General features: G+C 45.0%; 20 protein-coding genes. All 20 read right to left on the bottom strand.

Going from position 1 to position 15,240, the window contains the following annotated elements; all coding sequences use genetic code 11:
* Nucleotides 1-99: 99 nt before the first annotated feature.
* The 20 genes from BEN74_RS18840 to BEN74_RS18745 all read right to left on the bottom strand — a co-directional run bounded on the left by BEN74_RS18840 (nucleotide 100) and on the right by BEN74_RS18745 (nucleotide 15,237).
* A complete protein-coding gene (locus BEN74_RS18840; RefSeq protein WP_068908216.1) occupies nucleotides 100-687 on the bottom strand; it encodes an N-acetylmuramidase family protein in 588 nt (195 codons plus the stop codon).
* 17 nt (nucleotides 688-704) lie between these two features.
* Nucleotides 705-932, bottom strand: coding sequence for a hypothetical protein (locus BEN74_RS18835; RefSeq protein ID WP_068908215.1), 228 nt, complete (start codon nucleotides 930-932; stop codon nucleotides 705-707).
* Nucleotides 929-1,210, bottom strand: coding sequence for a holin (locus BEN74_RS18830; protein ID WP_068908213.1), 282 nt, complete (start codon nucleotides 1,208-1,210; stop codon nucleotides 929-931). The genes BEN74_RS18835 and BEN74_RS18830 overlap by 4 nt, the downstream gene beginning before the upstream one ends.
* Nucleotides 1,211-1,281: 71 nt before the next feature.
* Nucleotides 1,282-1,860 carry a hypothetical protein gene (locus BEN74_RS18825; protein WP_068908210.1) on the bottom strand — a complete coding sequence of 193 codons (579 nt, stop codon included), beginning with the start codon at nucleotides 1,858-1,860 and terminating at the stop codon, nucleotides 1,282-1,284.
* A gap of 1 nt (nucleotide 1,861) precedes the next feature.
* A complete protein-coding gene (locus BEN74_RS18820; RefSeq protein ID WP_068908208.1) occupies nucleotides 1,862-2,797 on the bottom strand; it encodes a hypothetical protein in 936 nt (311 codons plus the stop codon).
* On the bottom strand, nucleotides 2,787-3,191 hold the full coding sequence (locus BEN74_RS18815) for a hypothetical protein (protein WP_162898210.1): 405 nt from the start codon (nucleotides 3,189-3,191) through the stop codon (nucleotides 2,787-2,789). The genes BEN74_RS18820 and BEN74_RS18815 overlap by 11 nt, the downstream gene beginning before the upstream one ends.
* Before the next feature lie 26 nt (nucleotides 3,192-3,217).
* Nucleotides 3,218-3,856 carry a hypothetical protein gene (locus tag BEN74_RS18810; protein ID WP_068908203.1) on the bottom strand — a complete coding sequence of 213 codons (639 nt, stop codon included), beginning with the start codon at nucleotides 3,854-3,856 and terminating at the stop codon, nucleotides 3,218-3,220.
* Between the two features lie 19 nt (nucleotides 3,857-3,875).
* Complete coding sequence (locus tag BEN74_RS18805) at nucleotides 3,876-4,769, bottom strand: tail fiber protein (protein WP_068908200.1); 894 nt, start codon at nucleotides 4,767-4,769, stop codon at nucleotides 3,876-3,878.
* Nucleotides 4,770-4,822: 53 nt separating this feature from the next.
* Nucleotides 4,823-7,033, bottom strand: coding sequence for a hypothetical protein (locus BEN74_RS18800; protein ID WP_068908198.1), 2,211 nt, complete (start codon nucleotides 7,031-7,033; stop codon nucleotides 4,823-4,825).
* Nucleotides 7,023-7,652: a glycoside hydrolase family 104 protein gene (locus BEN74_RS18795; RefSeq protein ID WP_068908197.1), complete on the bottom strand. Its 630-nt coding sequence runs from the start codon at nucleotides 7,650-7,652 to the stop codon at nucleotides 7,023-7,025. Before BEN74_RS18795 ends, BEN74_RS18800 begins: the two co-directional genes overlap by 11 nt.
* Before the next feature lie 85 nt (nucleotides 7,653-7,737).
* Complete coding sequence (locus tag BEN74_RS18790) at nucleotides 7,738-8,175, bottom strand: Sbal_3080 family lipoprotein (RefSeq protein WP_086374331.1); 438 nt, start codon at nucleotides 8,173-8,175, stop codon at nucleotides 7,738-7,740.
* 53 nt (nucleotides 8,176-8,228) lie between these two features.
* Nucleotides 8,229-9,545 (bottom strand): hypothetical protein, encoded by a 1,317-nt coding sequence (locus BEN74_RS18785; protein WP_068908192.1) that lies wholly within the window; start codon nucleotides 9,543-9,545, stop codon nucleotides 8,229-8,231.
* Nucleotides 9,545-10,213 carry a DNA transfer protein p32 gene (locus BEN74_RS18780; RefSeq protein ID WP_068908189.1) on the bottom strand — a complete coding sequence of 223 codons (669 nt, stop codon included), beginning with the start codon at nucleotides 10,211-10,213 and terminating at the stop codon, nucleotides 9,545-9,547. Before BEN74_RS18780 ends, BEN74_RS18785 begins: the two co-directional genes overlap by 1 nt.
* Before the next feature lie 3 nt (nucleotides 10,214-10,216).
* Complete coding sequence (locus BEN74_RS18775; protein ID WP_068908187.1) at nucleotides 10,217-10,672, bottom strand: GNAT family N-acetyltransferase; 456 nt, start codon at nucleotides 10,670-10,672, stop codon at nucleotides 10,217-10,219.
* Complete coding sequence (locus BEN74_RS18770) at nucleotides 10,669-11,244, bottom strand: aspartyl/asparaginyl beta-hydroxylase domain-containing protein (RefSeq protein WP_068908182.1); 576 nt, start codon at nucleotides 11,242-11,244, stop codon at nucleotides 10,669-10,671. The genes BEN74_RS18775 and BEN74_RS18770 overlap by 4 nt, the downstream gene beginning before the upstream one ends.
* 4 nt (nucleotides 11,245-11,248) lie before the next feature.
* On the bottom strand, nucleotides 11,249-11,383 hold the full coding sequence (locus BEN74_RS18765; RefSeq protein WP_228200371.1) for a TetR family transcriptional regulator: 135 nt from the start codon (nucleotides 11,381-11,383) through the stop codon (nucleotides 11,249-11,251).
* Nucleotides 11,380-12,777 (bottom strand): packaged DNA stabilization protein, encoded by a 1,398-nt coding sequence (locus BEN74_RS18760; RefSeq protein WP_068908180.1) that lies wholly within the window; start codon nucleotides 12,775-12,777, stop codon nucleotides 11,380-11,382. Before BEN74_RS18760 ends, BEN74_RS18765 begins: the two co-directional genes overlap by 4 nt.
* Nucleotides 12,764-13,450, bottom strand: a complete 687-nt coding sequence (locus tag BEN74_RS18755; RefSeq protein WP_068908175.1) for a hypothetical protein — start codon at nucleotides 13,448-13,450, stop codon at nucleotides 12,764-12,766. Before BEN74_RS18755 ends, BEN74_RS18760 begins: the two co-directional genes overlap by 14 nt.
* Before the next feature lie 3 nt (nucleotides 13,451-13,453).
* Nucleotides 13,454-13,978 carry a hypothetical protein gene (locus BEN74_RS18750; RefSeq protein WP_213072365.1) on the bottom strand — a complete coding sequence of 175 codons (525 nt, stop codon included), beginning with the start codon at nucleotides 13,976-13,978 and terminating at the stop codon, nucleotides 13,454-13,456.
* Between the two features lie 62 nt (nucleotides 13,979-14,040).
* Nucleotides 14,041-15,237, bottom strand: coding sequence for a P22 phage major capsid protein family protein (locus tag BEN74_RS18745; RefSeq protein WP_068908165.1), 1,197 nt, complete (start codon nucleotides 15,235-15,237; stop codon nucleotides 14,041-14,043).
* Between the last annotated feature and the right edge of the window lie 3 nt (nucleotides 15,238-15,240).

Below are 15,240 nucleotides of genomic sequence, written 5' to 3'. Positions count from 1 at the left end.
GTCTAATCTGTAATAATTTTGACCATTACAGACTGGATATTAACATAGAATATGCTGTGCAGCCTGAAAACAGAATGCACAGCAATAAAGCAGCCAGCCTCACTTAGACGCCCACTTCTTATAAGCATTGGCCAGCTTGGTGTCATAGCTGTTTTTTGCATATCCCTTGCCGTTATAGCCTAATGCAAATGCCTTCCAGTCCTTATTTTTCAGGGCATTGATCAGGCCATTCACTTTGATATAACGGCACATTGCATCAAGCTGTGAAGCCTCATCCTGGTACATCGCATTGACAAAGGCCTGCAGCGACTTATAGCCAAGCGATTTCCAGTGATAGCCCATCACCTGCCCAAGGCCCCAGCTTACAGATTCCAGCGCCGATTCGCGGTGATATTCGGTGGCGGCAGCCAAACGGCCATGCTGCACAGAATATAAGCCATAACCGCCAGCAGATGTGCTGCATAGATCCGGGCGTTTGGCCATCATCACATCAGCTGTTTTTGATTGGCCATTAGCAATCAGGCGTTGACGCATTACATGGCGCTCAAAGAGAATGACAGGCGTATCATCCGAATTAAATCCAGATCCCCGGCACTCGACCTCATGCACCGCTTTTAAAGCGGCAGCTTCTACGCCCAGCGCTTTAGCCTGAGCGCCTATTTGCGCATCAGTCAGTTTTTTACTCATCTTTATCCCCATGCAGCTCAGGCTGCTTTTTTTAAACGCGCCAAGACTATTGAGACGCCAACGAACATGCCGATCCATTCAGCGATGTTTTCAGGAATCTTGTTTTTAAGCTCCTGCGGAATCATATTCCATACATTCAAGAATTGCTCTGAAAATAAAATCAGGGCATAAAAAAAGGCGCTTGCTGCGCCGACTTGAACTGATTTGAGCTTGTAGCCCTGTTTCCAATTATCAATTAACTTCATTTGATGCCCCATGTGTTTGCCTGGCGCTTAAGCCAGGACTCAATGAATGTGCTTCCCAAAATTCCGAGCGCCGATGCAAGCGCAATTAGCGCAAGCGGATTGATGTCTGGGATCTGCAGTACAACTGCGCCAGCGATCGTTGACGTTGCGGCCCCCAAGATTGTCCGGCCAATTGCAAGCCGCCATGTCAGCTTTTCATCTGACACAAGCAGTTTGGCAAAACCAATACACGCCCCCATCACAATGATTAACACTAAGTTTTTTTCATGCTCCTGCATGATGCTTCCCCTTAATTCTTTGGCAATAAAAAAGCGCCTTTTGGCGCTTTTGATTTATTTATAAATTCAGACTATTCATTGCGCCAGTCAAAAACCAGCCTCCATCGCCAGCGCAAGTTCCGTGTCATGCCGGCCTGCGTTAATTTCTGATTTTTTGCATCGCTTAAAACATGCTCAACCAAGTAACGGTCTCTTTGCCTCCTGTAGCACAGCAGGCCATTGCGAACATAAGACAGGATGATATCCGAGCGGCTGATCTGCTGTTCGCGCGGGTCATCCAGCGACAGCTGCGGCGAATGAAACCCCTCGCCGAACGTACGGATGATATATTCGCCGGCAGCCGCATCGCGATACCACAGCGCTGTCCGGCCATGCCGCACATACGCCACCGCCGGCCGCATGTTCTGATCAAAAGCAAAGCTGTGCGAGCTTATATCAGCAAGCTCTAATGCCGTAAAACGCATTTCAGAATTCACAAGTTCAAGTTTGCTGCCGTCATACTCAGAATGCCACAGATGACTGAGCCTGCCGGCATCCGCCGCGCCAATTGCCGCTGATCCGTATTCATAATCGCTATTCGGGTCATTGCGCGCCGGCACCATAAACTGATCTGTGACCGCTAAAAATGTCAAACCGTCATCCGGCAGCATATTAAGCCCCCTCGTAGCGCTGCCACGTAATGTTTAAATTGTAGGTAATCTCCTGGCTGCCAGTCTTGCGAATCGGCGGAGTAATTTCCCACATGTAGCCGTTGCTCGCGCCATCGTTGAGAATATTGCAGATCGGAACAAAGAATGACTTATGATCATAACCGTTGCCAAAATCCAGACCGACTTGCATAGAGCCGTAGACTTTTCCGTCAGCATAGCTGGGCTTTGTAACAAACCCTTCACCTCCAGATGGCTGAGCGGAATTTCCGGCCGGAAGCGGATTGGGTGAAATGATGGAGCTGCGGTTATAGTCAAGTGCACATGGGGAAATATAAAAAGATGACGGGTCGCCAGTGAGGCAGCAGCGGCCTGTAACCGTATGCTCACTAACCTGAACACTGCCTTTCATCAGTTTAAATGTGCCTGATATGATTTCTTGAAAGTATGTTCTGAATTCTACTGTGACTTCTAAAAACTCATCAGATAGAACTTCGAGCGTCGTCGGTTCACCGAGTGCATCTTTGATCCTGCCTCGGTTAATTGCAAAGATCTTATCTGGCCCTGTAGACAGCAGTTCGCAAAGACACAGCTCTCCTAAAATGCCAGCCGCTGCGCCGCGCGCAAAGCGGAATGTTTTGCGCCCGAACGCATACTTCTCAGACATATTGCGTCCGCCAGCGTTAGCGATAACAGTATTCGCAGATGCAACGTATGTGTCTAGCCCCGTCTGCGAGGCAACTGGAATTGAAGTTCCGGAGCCTACTGCAACATAGCCTATTGCGAATGAATAACCACTGTTTCCTGACAAATGCTTCAATCCTTGATCCAGCATTGTGTTTGCAAACCAATCTAAAGATTTTACCGGAGCTTCGCCAATTTCTTTGTACACGTCGAGCTTAAAAAGGGCGCCGACTTTCATTGTTGCATTAACGTTCATTTAAAATTGCATCCATAATAATGATATTGCTTTTAACAGAGACTTTGTCCGCCGGGCTTCGGATAAGTGCATCGCGAATGCTGGCGCCGGTAATTGATATAGAACTGGCCACAGCTTCAGGCTGAGTGCCGATCCGCTGCACCAGATCACGAATTTGAGCATCCCCGATTGTGATGCTGCTCTGTACAGACTCAGACTGGGTGCTGATCCGCTGCACCAAATCGCGAATGCTGGCATCCATGATTTCGAATGTGCTCTGCACAGCCTCTGCAAGCGGCTGGCGGTGCATGATGTCGCGCATGTGCGCGTCTTCGATTGTGATGCTGCTCTGCACTGCTTCGAAGTGGTGCGCCTGGAACATGGAGCTTGTGAGGGATCTTGCGGGGCGATTCATTGCCGATATATTTATGATTTGCATGATCACCACACTGTATAAATAGGGAACTTACCGACTAAAGTGACTGCAATATTTTTCACTGAGTAATGAAAATTCAGAAGCTGGAGTTTCAATACATCCCCTTTTTCAAATACAGAAACCTCTTCCAAAAAATTAAATGCGCTTGAATTTTCTGAAAAATCAATTTCACAGATCAGGTTGTCATTTTTATAAACACCGACTTTAATTGGCTGTTTTGTATCTGAAAATGCGACATGAGGTGATGCTGTAAATGAATAATCTTTAGCAAATACAAAAGATTTTTCTGCAACATATAATCCAAAAATAAGACTTGGCTCAGCAAATGAAGTTGAAGACATTAGCTCAAGAAAAGCTTCTTCTTTTGTATGTAGTTCTTTGATGCTATTAATATCTCGAACCAATACCCCATTACGGCTGAATATTTGAAACCTGTAGTTGCCATTTAAAAAAATATCTGCGCTGCCGGCACCATCCAAAATAATTGGGTTGGTATTTGGTGTATTGCCGTCTGGATTGGTGAAGGTGTTTTTTGGTGTGAGGCTGTTCTCTTCATAGGTAAAAACCTTACCACCAGATAAAAACCTTCCGCAATCATCTGTAAAAAATGGCCGTAAAATGCCTAACGGGGTGAGCAGAGGCATACACTTCTCCTTTTGATTTTTATCGAAACACAGCCACACTTGCAAAAAACGGATTATAATTACCAACAGTGTTATCACCGCCATAACTCGCAACAAGGGTAAACTCTGATTTTGATTGCGCTGCTAGATTTAAGGATGAAGCATCACCGCGAGCTGTGGCAGATGTAGTAACAGCATAATTTGCGTCTTCCATCTCTTTATTAAAAACAACCGTATAACTTCCCGTGCCGTTTTTAGTGACTGATTTAACATTCCCGGAAGCTCTGATTTCTCCAGTTTCACCGTTAAAATTCACCCAGGCCCTTACGCCATAAATTGGCGCATCGCCTTTGCCTAAATCAGATTTACTCAACTTTTCATCATTAAGCTTTTTACCCATCTCCGCAGTTAATGCCTCTTCCTTGCTATCACTATCCAGTGTGCTATTGAGCTTAACGGCTCCTTTAGCCGTTAATGAGGCATTCGGCAACCTTTCGGGATCAATCAAAGCGCTGTCATTTAAACCCGGCAGCCCCCCAGGTTGGTCTTTTTTCCCATCAATAACACTATTTGCTACTGTCTCCAGAGTTTCTTGAACATTATGTAATTCATCCAACCCATCCTGGACATCATTCTTAAACTCATCCAGCTCCAGTGCTGTGACATAGCGTGAAATCTTATTTGTGTCGGTAATTAATACACCTTTTTTATCAAACACCTGAACGCGGTAAGCACCAGTATCTGCGTAAATTTTTGCGCGGCCTGCTTCATCCAAAATTACAGGATTGGTATTTGGAGCTTTGCCATCAGGATCTGCATAGGTTAGCTTTGGTGTAGTTGTGTTGGCTTCATAGGTAAAAACCTTACCACCAGCCAATGGCTTGCCATTGCGGTCTTCAAATTGACATACGACATTTGTAAGTAACGGATACATTTAAACCTCACGTAAAAAAGCCCGCACATAGCGGGCTATAGGTTAAATTTGGATTATTCATCGGATGCGTTGGCGCCAGCAATAACACCTGCCTTTACCAACCTATCGTAAAGCGAACCAGGTGCTTGCGGAATTGGTGTTGCAGTTGCTGGTAAAGGGTTTGAACCTTGGTTGATGTTTATCTGAGCCTTAATTGCACGGCTTGGTGCGACAGCATACTTATCAACAGCTGCGCGAACAATTGGCAGCTTTATGAATGTACTGAGATGATTCATGAGCGCCGATGCTGTACCTGAATGATTTACATTCGCTCCCGGCGGCTGGCTAATCAGGTACCGGCCGGCGCCTTCAATATCCTTTAAGTACTTAATTTCATCTTTGCTGAATAATAAGGATAGTTTCCTGTCACCAATAGTCTTGATAGCATCAGACATTCCTTTTGGGCTAAATGTGCCATTAACACCAATAGCCTTATCGGAAATTCGCTTGGCCACCGCCTGGCGAATATTATTCAGAATAGCTGGATTCGACTTGATTTCATCAATTAAGGATTCCAGCTCCCTGGCATTGCCACGCCAAACCAATTGCTCGAAAGCTTTATCTGGCTCCGCATCCGCCAAAGCCTTCTTTAAAGCTGGCGTCCTGTCAATTAATCCAAACCGCCCCGAAGCAGCTTTCCGCGCATCATCCCAAGCGTTTTTTGCTGCGCCTTGCAATTGAGAGCTGAATCCACTTAAAGAATCGTCAACCTCTTTTTCAAGTGAGCTCCTGATTGTGCCAAGCGCAAAGCGGGTTTGATTGTCAGCACCTTGTATACGCCTATTGATCTGCTTTACCAGCATTTCTTTCTCAGCCAAAGTGAACGGCTTAATACCTTGAGCAAAATCATCTATTTTTTTCAATAGCGGGGTTGGTACTAAGCTGATATCGACCAAATCCTGATCAAGTGCCATTTTCATATTATTGCTTAGTCTTGCGCCATCTAGGAGTAAGTCATTTCCAGTATGATTTTTGGCTTGGTCGTACAGCGCTGCAATATAGTTGGATCGACTTTCATCCTGAGAGCGCAATGACTTAAACAAATCATCACCGACCTGAAATTCATCAGAAGCACTGCCGCCGGTCTTTAATTCGAAATCATCAAGCAAGCCCCTTAGGTTGGTATGGTCTTGCGAATATTTCCCTGCAAGCGCCTCCGCACCATCCAATTTAGCCAACTCAGACTCTTTACCCCAAATCTGCGCATTCCCTGTTGCCTGCTTTGAAGTTGGCTTTAAGTCAAAGCCGCGGGCCTTAAGGTCTGTAAACACGCTCATGCGCTGTAAGGTTTGAGCGTCTGGAGATTTCCCCTGCTGCATCAACTTCTTAACTTCAGATTTCAATTTTGTTTGAGCCTGCTGAGATAAATCTGACAATCTCACACGTCTGGCACCATCATCGATTTGACTTAAGGCAATCTCAATGGTCTGCTCCACTTGATCATTAGATACGGCGCGCGGACTGAATCGCTGATTCAGTTTTGATACACCACGCCCAATTTTTTCACCTGCAGCCCCGCCAGCAACCCCGCCAATTGCGCCAAGAAGCGCATTCCCTGACCGCTGACCGGCATTTTCAGCAAACTGGGCACCACCAATACCAGCCCCAACCAAAGCGTTTTGCCCCGCAACTCTTGCGCCGGCAGCAGACAAGATTTTGGCACCCTGATAACCGCGCGATACACCAGCTAAAGGTGCTGTGGAAGCAACCTGCCCAACTAAACGCAAACCATCGAATCCTTGATTGTTCTCTTGGCGCTGCATATTGTGAAAGTCAGAAACACTTTTGCGCTCCCGGGTGAACCTATGATAGCCATCAGTTTTAAAATCAGTGCCAAGCAGATTATTTGATCGCTCTGCTGCCTTATCACCAATATAGTGAACGCCTTGCATAATACCTGCACCTAAATCAGATGCACCTAACAATAAGGATTCCCATGCTTTTGTTGGGCCTGATTCTTTGGCAGCCTTACGCATATTTTGCTTACGCTCTTCATTTAGATCAGGCGCCACATATTGCTTGATTGCCGGCATAGCCCCCAAGTCTTTCTGACTTATCAGCAAGCCAAGGTCTTTTGCAATATCAATATTGGATAAGCCAGATGCACGGGCTTTCTCAAAACCGAATGCATATTTAGGGCTTTTTGAAATAGCCTTGAATATCTCTAAATCGGAGTGCCCAGCTTGCCTCGCTGCTGCAATTTGAGTTTCAATTTTAGTTGCCATTGTTAGCCCCGCCAGTTAAATCAGACCATTTTTGTACTGGAATTCTTTCATTATCCTGATTAATTAAATCTGACCACCTCTGAACAGGAATTCGATCAGAGTTAGCAGTTAAATCAGACCATTTTTGTACTGGAATTCTTTGTGGTTGCTGTTGACTCCCACCCCCTCCAAGGCTCTTATTCACAAAATCCCATGAGCGCTTGCCCTGCGCGTACGGTGACGATGGCAAAGAAGCCCATGTCCGCCCGGATTTTTGCGTGGCCACTTTAAAGTCACCATTAAGCACATGAGATAGTGCTCCGTTTTCAACAAGCAATGCGATAGCGCCTAAGTCTTGATTGGCTCCTGAGAAGTCTTTTAGTCCATACCTTTTTGCTAAACTCTGCCAAGTTTTATTTAAAAATTGGTAGCGGCCAGCTGCGGTTGTATAGTTTTTTCGGCCATCGGTTTGGGTGAAAGATTTTCTGATATTTGGATGCGCCTGCAGGCTTTCAAAACGCGTATTACCAAATCCTGTGTTATACCCATGCCTCACACCCTCTGCGGACGCAATAAGGTCTAGCATTTTTCTTACATTCGGATTTTGTGCATATTGCTGCAACTGCTGATATGTAGCCATATTTCCTCCAGGCAATAAAAAAGCACCCGGAGGTGCTCTATCTTAATTTTGGTTTACTTGGATGCTTTAAATTTAACAATCTGCATTAGTTACCTCCAAGCAACTGATCGATAAGTGGTTCTATTTTAGACTCATTGCTTTTGTATTTAGTTGGATTTAATAATCCGCCTGCATGCAATTTGTATTCCGCAGAACCTATTTTTCTTTCATCTCTATAAATGCTTATCTCAGCTCTCGTGAGAACCATAGAGATATCCCATTTTTGATATGCCACGTATCTTAATGAATATTCGCATTGCTCGGGCTTTTCACCATCATATACTTGAACCAGAATGTCATGGTGTTCTAGACGAGATGTAATAATTTCTTCAAAGTTTTGCACTATAACCTTGGGATTATGCTTAATACAAATTCTTTGAACTCCTCCTTTTTTACTAAATTGCATAGGAGTTATTTGTGTAGTAGCGCAGCCACCAATAAGTAAAATACTAGTTGCAACCCCCGATAAAAAGAGATTTTTCATAAATGCCCCCATCATAATGATGGGGGAATATAGCACACAAAAACACCACATTTTTACTGGAAAAATGAAAGCGCAGATGATGTTGGTTTGGATTGGCTTTTGTTAGAGTAAATTTTCGTCCGCTTATTTGCAGTTTTTGCACCAGCACTCATGACTTCCGCAATAGCTGTCAAATTCTGCTGAAGCACTTGGGGGCTTTGGCTTAGATCTAAGGACGCAATAGATTTTTCCAATCGAGCACCCTCTGCATCCGTTAATGCCCCAAGCCCTCTCATTTGTTGTATTTGCTGTAAAAATACATTGGACTTTAACGTTTCAATTTGATTGGAAAATGCATTTGCATGAGATCCTGGAACGCGAGCCATTAGACCAAATCCGCCAGCAGCATCATCCAACCCCTTTAGATCATTAGCCAAGGTTGCAGCCAATTTAGAGGATTGTGCTGCAGATTTAGCCACGTTAACCAAATCCAATACTTTATCCTCGCGTTCCATTCTTTGAATTGGTGTTTCGGGCTTAGTGGAATTTACTTGCACGCCATCAGGTCCAATAAATGGGCGGTAATTACCATCTTTATAAACAATATAGGCCTTGCCCCCAAATTCCTTAACTTCGGCTTGCCCATTTCTGATTTCATCTTGCTGCACCTTATATTCAAACTCCTGATTGAATTGGTTTTGTGCTTGAGAGCGGTTTTTGTCAGCTGTATCAGCGCCTGTTTTAGTAGCATAAATGCTGGCATTATAGTTGCGGACGCTGTTAGCTTGCGATGTTGCGTTATCAGCTGCATTGTTGGCCGTCTGAAATGAAATACTGGCAGGATCTTTAGCATTCGCGAATGTCACATCCAGCGCATACTGCTTAAGCTCATCTTTTGTCATAGCCTTAATTAGCTGGGTTTGTGTGCTTAAGTCTTCAGAAGTGATCAATCCCGCCTGCTGAGCGCCATACAAGCCAAGCAAGACAGAGGAATGATCTCCGCTCTGTGCGCCTTGCATTACGGCCTGCTGGAAAGCGCCTAACTTCTTCTGGCCAACATTAGCGCCATACTCACCGCCCTGCTGGTTATTCTTAAAAGTTTCGGAATTGGTTTTGCCAATTTCTGCGAGAGATTTTTGCTGATCTATCGCTGCTTTATATTGTGCAGACTGCTGTGCCTGTAATTGCGGCACCACAAAACGGGCCATTTTGGACTGCTTGCCAAGCTCCACCATCTTTGACAAATCACCTTGAGCCTCATTATAAATGCGCCCCAATTCTTTATCAGTGCTCTGCTGCTGCCACAATTGGGCTACCTTTGAACCATTTTCAAGCATCCCCAATGTGTCAAAACTTTTTGCTTGAAGTGGGATAGTAGGATCCAGAACCATTAGATTGCCCCGCTGTTTTTATTCATTGCATATGCTGTTGCCATTGAGCCAAGCTGACTCGCATAATTATTCCAGTTGTTTGCGTTTGCTACCGCTCCAGCAGCCTGAGCATTAGCTCCAGCCATGGTATTGTTGGCGACAGCCTGGCCGGTCTGCAAGCCTGCATTTCCTGTTTGGGCGGCAGCATTCTGCCCCATGCCAGCCAAATTGGCCAATCGGTTGTACTGGTTAGTTTGATCCGCATTAAAGCGATTATAAGCATTTGAATATTCTTGAGATGCAAAGTTTTGAGCGTAATTGTTCAGTGCTTTTTGCGTAGCTCCGCTCAGCAACCCACCCTGAGCAGCAGCTCCTTGCTGGACTCCACCCAAACCTTGATTCAAGCGAAATTGATAGCTTGGATCATTATAAACGTCTTGCCCGGTGTAGGTTTGATTGAAATAGCCACCCTCTCCCATCTTACTCATTAACTGCTGAAGCGCACTTTTTCCGGCATCAGAATATGGTGATAAATCCTGACGGGTTTGATTATACATATCCCACTGCACTTGGCTTGCCTGATCAGCAGAATTTGCCTGAGCTTTTGCTGCTTTTCCAGACTGCTTACTTGAATATGCAGAGCCCGCAGCACCAATTGCCGCGGCTCCAACCATTGCTGCTGCTACCATTTCTTATTCTCCAAGCCATGCTGAGTAGTATGTTTCGACTGGCGTATAGCCCAATCTTTCAAACAGCCAAGACGCATCTTTATGCATTTTTGACCCGACGAAGAACCGTTGAACGCCACGCTTTTTCAACTCGCATTCCACGAACTTAAATAAGTGGAAACCAGCACCATCGCCACGATGCTCTGGCATTACATAGAAGATGTCCATTTGGCATGTTAGGCAAGTTGAATAGTGCAGCCCGGGCGCAATAAAACCTATAAAATATCCAACTAAATCACCAGCTTTTCGCAGTGCAACAAAGATTAAGCCGCCTTCTTTTTCTGCATTAATGTATTTATCAAATTGAGGGGAAAGAGGAACCTTTTCTTTATTGAGCGCCAGCTCTTCATAATGAATTGGCAACAATGGCCTTAAGTATTCAAGATTTCCTTCAAAGCTTTCCAGATGAGCTGTAATCATTTTGACACCTTGATATCAATTACCATGGAGATGCGGTCCATGTTTGAATTGTTGACAACTTCGTGGTTTAGCTTGTTGTTAAACCAAAATACTTCGCCTGAGCGCATTTCCAGCTGCTCATCGCCGGCGCGAATAAAGCATCCCGCGCCAGCCTGCAGCACAATATGAAAACGTGTGTAATAAGCTGTATGTGCAGGCGTATCCTCATGGGGGTAAATTTTCCCTCCCGGCTTGATCTTATTGACCATCACACGACCTAAGCGCTCACCCCCCACATACGCCATCAAACCCATAACCAAAGGGCGTGCCTCAGTCAATAATGCATACGCTGGATAATCCACACTTTCATGCTGATCAAATTTTGATTCTCCTGCCTGATACTTCTGCAATTCTTCTTCTTGATCAAAGACCCGTTTTTCAGGAAAGCGAAGCATGATTGATTCAATTTCTCCAAAAGGCCCTTGCGGATAATCACGCAGATAAGTGTCTTCTTTCCATAATTCAGGGTTTTGCTTAATCTTCATTAGAAGCTTTGTTGGATCAATTGGTGGCAACTTTTGAAAGTTCATCATACTTTTACCCACTATTCACATTCAGCTTATTCAGCGCTTTTGAAAGTTCATCAATAAAATTGCGCCAAGGTACAGATATTTCGCCATTCACCAAAAATGGCGCATTAAATGGCGGTATTAACTTCTTTTCACTCATCATCTAACCCTCGCTTTAGCACCCAGCAGAACAAGTCGGCCTGAATCAGTCATTCGCAGCCGAAAAACTCTACTGTATGACTGACCCAGCCGGCGGAAAATAATCCGCTTTCCAAACTCACCAATTGCACCGAGACTGCTTTGACGCACTCCAGACCATGTGCGCCCTCCATCATCAGACCAGTCCAGCATGATTTTCGGTTCAATATTGCTGTTCTGGCCCACCTGCGCTTTGATTTCCATTTCGTCAAAAATCATTTTGATTGAATGTGGATTAATAACCGGAGTGATGCGCTCACGAATAATTGTTAGGCCGTCGTCGGTATTGCTATCAGCAGTCAGCTGATAAATTCGACCATTCTGCCTATCACCGACCAGCTGCATTCCATTAAAAAAGCAATATGACAGCGCCCGGTGATGCTCATTTTTGCAGGTTTTAGGATTGAAAAAACTGCGTTCATGCCACATCTCAGTGGTCATGTCGTAGCACCATGTTTTCTTATCGGTCGGAAAGGTAATAATGTAAAACGCATGGCCATTTTCTTGATATGCAAAACCATATGCGTCTGAAATTCTTTGATAGGCTGAAATCTCAGATTCGATTGCGTGGTTCGATATGCGCTGGACTTGATATCCTTGGGTTAAGACAACCTGGCCTTCACCATGATCCGACTGCGCAAGCCACACCAGACTGGAACCAATCACACTGACTGAACGCTCGGCAATACACCCAATTGGAATGAATGCGCCAGACATACGCTGGAACGGCATATCCACCGATCCGGTGCTTCCCCATATCTCCGTGGTTTTTTCACCAATCAGCCAGAGACTGCCATTATTAGCCACGGTGCGCACAAGGTTGTCAGACTTGCTTTCTGCTGTTGCATAGCTGAGCGCATCTGTTTCAGTATTCAATAGACCGGACCACTGGAACCTGCCAGAGTGCGGAACAGTCCAGATAAAGCGTGAATCAAGAAAAGTTACGTCTAAGGCGCCAAAATATCCAGCGCCTTTAACCTCCTCCAGTTTTTGACTTTTGATTGTGTATGAGTAAGCAGCGTTACTCACAATCATGACTTGTACAGAGTTATCTGCAAAATAAACAGGATTAATGCCTGTAACTTCTCCTATTTCCTTCATCTCGCCTGATTTTGAGATAATGTGAAGCTTCTGCCCGGCAACAACTAAGAGGCTGTCATTAAGCGAATACATGCCGCGCACACGGCCAGACAATTCATACTTCTTTTTTAAGCCTGGCGTTGGAAGTAAGGCAGACACTTGAGGCGCATTACCGCTCTCAACAACCTGAGGATATAAATTTACCGTGCGTTGACAATCAATAGACCAATCTTTTAAGTGGTATGACTGCCCGACCAATGGAATATCAATGATCGCCATACCCACCCCCTACCGGCAGATCATTTTTGGCATAAATCGGAGTTATATTGCTACTCTGTAAGAGTGACAATGCATTCCTCTGATTTGCAGCCAAGGTTATTGATGGCTCAACACCAAACATAGGCGCTACTTCCAGTGCGAGGCTTAAAATTAGCGCACGCTCGTAGTTTTGCGGTAAATGAAGCTCATCATGTGCACACAACTCAAATGGCAGTGTGTACACTTTAATCTTCAGCTCTTTTGCATTTTCGCGCACATGAAACACCCAATTCGGCGCATCAGCTTGATACCAAACCTGAACATGGTTTTTTAATGCGGTATTATTCAAATCGCGTACCAGTGTGATTTCTTTTCCATCTAACCGCGCGCGGTCAGAAATATGAGAAATTTCAGCTTTTAAGTCTGGGCGCAATAAAACATCACCGCAGCATGTTAATTCGTACTCACAGCAGTCACCTTCAATCTTACCGATCAAATACGTACCGATACCTTTACTTAATCGCAATGTGAGGATTTGAGCCTTATGCACATAAAGTCGGTCTGTTGCCCATTGGGCCAGCAAGCCTCGCAGAGAATCCACCGCATCAGCAAGCTCGCTTGCTTCCGCACTTTCACCTGCAGCAAGAATGCCCAGCTGTTTTAGCGCCATAGTTGCAATTTTGCTGACATTCATAGATCAAGATTCCAGAATGGCGATTAATTCAGGTTTTGAGTCACGCTGCTTAAAAGTCCCGCCCTGAGCGATGATCATTTCGCGCAGCTGCTCAGCCGTTAAGGCATTCAAATCTGTGGCATCTTTAACAACTTCAGCTGGCCCTTCATTTTGAAAGAATGTCAGCCGCTCACGCAGTTCAGCATTCTCCGCACTGCCTGCATCAATGATTTGATTCAGGCGCACAATTTCAGCATTGGATTGCTGCAACAAGTCTTCTGTTTTCGTAAGCGTTGCAGAAATTGCATCAAACTGTTCTGTTGAAATAAAGCCCTCAACCATATTGTCTTGATCCATAGCTCTGCGCCCCATTCCACTACCAGCTGATGCTGATGCATACTTCGGATTAGTATCCGGCTCAGTTTTAGGCAATTCTGCATATTCAACCCAGCCCTGCTCCAGTAGATTTTCCTCTTGAGCCAACGTGTCAGCAATAATGTGCTGATAGTTCTGCTGTGTGCCCTTGTAAAACATTTTTGGGTAATTCATTTTGTAAGCTCCAAAAATGACGACGCCTGCAATAGCAGGCATTTGTCGTCATGGTTTAGGTTTTATGCTTGCGTGATACGGCATGCATGTAATGGGCGTACTGTCTGAAAGCCGTACAATACATCGATACGAGTGCGTTCAATGTCTTCATTACCGTCACCAAACGTCATCACACGGACACTGATGCCGCTCGGCAAACGCGCTGTATAGCCTTCACATGAAGCCAGTACGGGCAATGGAGCGAACGCCGCTGTAAATGCATCTTTGTGAAATTCAAGGTTCTGAAAGCCATTCACTGATTTAACGGCAATTGCAGCACCATTAGCAGGTAGAGTTGATGTTGTTTTATTTGGTGCAGTTGCATTCAACGCCGGGAAAATAGAAATAGCGGTGCCTGCTCCAACCGTTGCATCCTCAACCACAACAAAATCCTGCAGCACACCCAAGTCTTGACCTGTTAGCGGATGAACTGCATTTACGCCAGCAATATTAAACACTGTGCCTTTGGTTAGTGTGCCAGCCGTTGTGGCTGTGACCACCAGCGATTTTCCAGTTTGATTTGCACCAGTTACCGTAATAGCTACCGCTGTACCATTATTAAATACCGCAATAGACTGATGCTCATATAGGTCGGCACCGAAAGCTGATGCTACATAACCCTGGAGATATGCTTTTTCGCTTACGCGTGTTGGGTTATACATGCGCGACACTTCACCGCTCAGTGCGACATTGGCTGTGCTGGATAAAATCGCAGAACGCTCACCAGCAGGAGCCAAGTACTGATTCAACTTAGCGCGTGCTAGCGCTAATGCATTCGATGGGTTACTGCCTGCTAAATTCATTGCAACTTGATTCGGCACCGAAACAACGCCTTTTGAAATTAAATCAGCTTCAACTACTGAAGAAAGTGTTTGCATTTGCGGGCGCAAAATACGGTCTTTAAAGTCGGTTAGATCCAGCAGTTTTTCTTTTGCACCAAATTGCAAGGCCACATGCTTTTGGGTATCAAGTGTTAAATTTACAGATTCTTCGATTACTGCAGATGCACTATTGCCTTCAGCAAACTTTGCACCAGAGAATACACGGCCAGCTGTAGGAATTTTGATTTTTACAGTATCGCCTTTGGTATAGCCCTGCGTGTCTTTGCCAAATTCATCTTGCCGGCCTTTGTTGATATTCGCAATGAATGGCGCCTCTTCTTCCAGCATTTTTGCAGCTTCGCGCGCAATCATTTGATGTGTCAAAATGGTGTTAGCCATAGA

This window comes from Acinetobacter sp. WCHAc010034, assembly GCF_001696615.3.
Classification (GTDB): Bacteria; Pseudomonadota; Gammaproteobacteria; order Pseudomonadales; family Moraxellaceae; genus Acinetobacter.
This window is presented reverse-complemented; position numbering and strand designations above follow the sequence as displayed.

What these genes read in the sequence shown, in the direction of transcription:
- BEN74_RS18840 (WP_068908216.1), bottom strand. Translation starts at nt 687, where the DNA reads ATGAGTAAAAAACTGACTGATGCGCAAATAGGCGCTCAGGCTAAAGCG.
- BEN74_RS18835 (WP_068908215.1), bottom strand. Translation starts at nt 932, where the DNA reads ATGAAGTTAATTGATAATTGGAAACAGGGCTACAAGCTCAAATCAGTT.
- BEN74_RS18830 (WP_068908213.1), bottom strand. Translation starts at nt 1,210, where the DNA reads ATGCAGGAGCATGAAAAAAACTTAGTGTTAATCATTGTGATGGGGGCG.
- BEN74_RS18825 (WP_068908210.1), bottom strand. Translation starts at nt 1,860, where the DNA reads ATGCTGCCGGATGACGGTTTGACATTTTTAGCGGTCACAGATCAGTTT.
- BEN74_RS18820 (WP_068908208.1), bottom strand. Translation starts at nt 2,797, where the DNA reads ATGAACGTTAATGCAACAATGAAAGTCGGCGCCCTTTTTAAGCTCGAC.
- BEN74_RS18815 (WP_162898210.1), bottom strand. Translation starts at nt 3,191, where the DNA reads ATGAATCGCCCCGCAAGATCCCTCACAAGCTCCATGTTCCAGGCGCAC.
- BEN74_RS18810 (WP_068908203.1), bottom strand. Translation starts at nt 3,856, where the DNA reads ATGCCTCTGCTCACCCCGTTAGGCATTTTACGGCCATTTTTTACAGAT.
- BEN74_RS18805 (WP_068908200.1), bottom strand. Translation starts at nt 4,769, where the DNA reads ATGTATCCGTTACTTACAAATGTCGTATGTCAATTTGAAGACCGCAAT.
- BEN74_RS18800 (WP_068908198.1), bottom strand. Translation starts at nt 7,033, where the DNA reads ATGGCAACTAAAATTGAAACTCAAATTGCAGCAGCGAGGCAAGCTGGG.
- BEN74_RS18795 (WP_068908197.1), bottom strand. Translation starts at nt 7,652, where the DNA reads ATGGCTACATATCAGCAGTTGCAGCAATATGCACAAAATCCGAATGTA.
- BEN74_RS18790 (WP_086374331.1), bottom strand. Translation starts at nt 8,175, where the DNA reads ATGAAAAATCTCTTTTTATCGGGGGTTGCAACTAGTATTTTACTTATT.
- BEN74_RS18785 (WP_068908192.1), bottom strand. Translation starts at nt 9,545, where the DNA reads ATGGTTCTGGATCCTACTATCCCACTTCAAGCAAAAAGTTTTGACACA.
- BEN74_RS18780 (WP_068908189.1), bottom strand. Translation starts at nt 10,213, where the DNA reads ATGGTAGCAGCAGCAATGGTTGGAGCCGCGGCAATTGGTGCTGCGGGC.
- BEN74_RS18775 (WP_068908187.1), bottom strand. Translation starts at nt 10,672, where the DNA reads ATGATTACAGCTCATCTGGAAAGCTTTGAAGGAAATCTTGAATACTTA.
- BEN74_RS18770 (WP_068908182.1), bottom strand. Translation starts at nt 11,244, where the DNA reads ATGATGAACTTTCAAAAGTTGCCACCAATTGATCCAACAAAGCTTCTA.
- BEN74_RS18765 (WP_228200371.1), bottom strand. Translation starts at nt 11,383, where the DNA reads ATGATGAGTGAAAAGAAGTTAATACCGCCATTTAATGCGCCATTTTTG.
- BEN74_RS18760 (WP_068908180.1), bottom strand. Translation starts at nt 12,777, where the DNA reads ATGGCGATCATTGATATTCCATTGGTCGGGCAGTCATACCACTTAAAA.
- BEN74_RS18755 (WP_068908175.1), bottom strand. Translation starts at nt 13,450, where the DNA reads ATGAATGTCAGCAAAATTGCAACTATGGCGCTAAAACAGCTGGGCATT.
- BEN74_RS18750 (WP_213072365.1), bottom strand. Translation starts at nt 13,978, where the DNA reads ATGAATTACCCAAAAATGTTTTACAAGGGCACACAGCAGAACTATCAG.
- BEN74_RS18745 (WP_068908165.1), bottom strand. Translation starts at nt 15,237, where the DNA reads ATGGCTAACACCATTTTGACACATCAAATGATTGCGCGCGAAGCTGCA.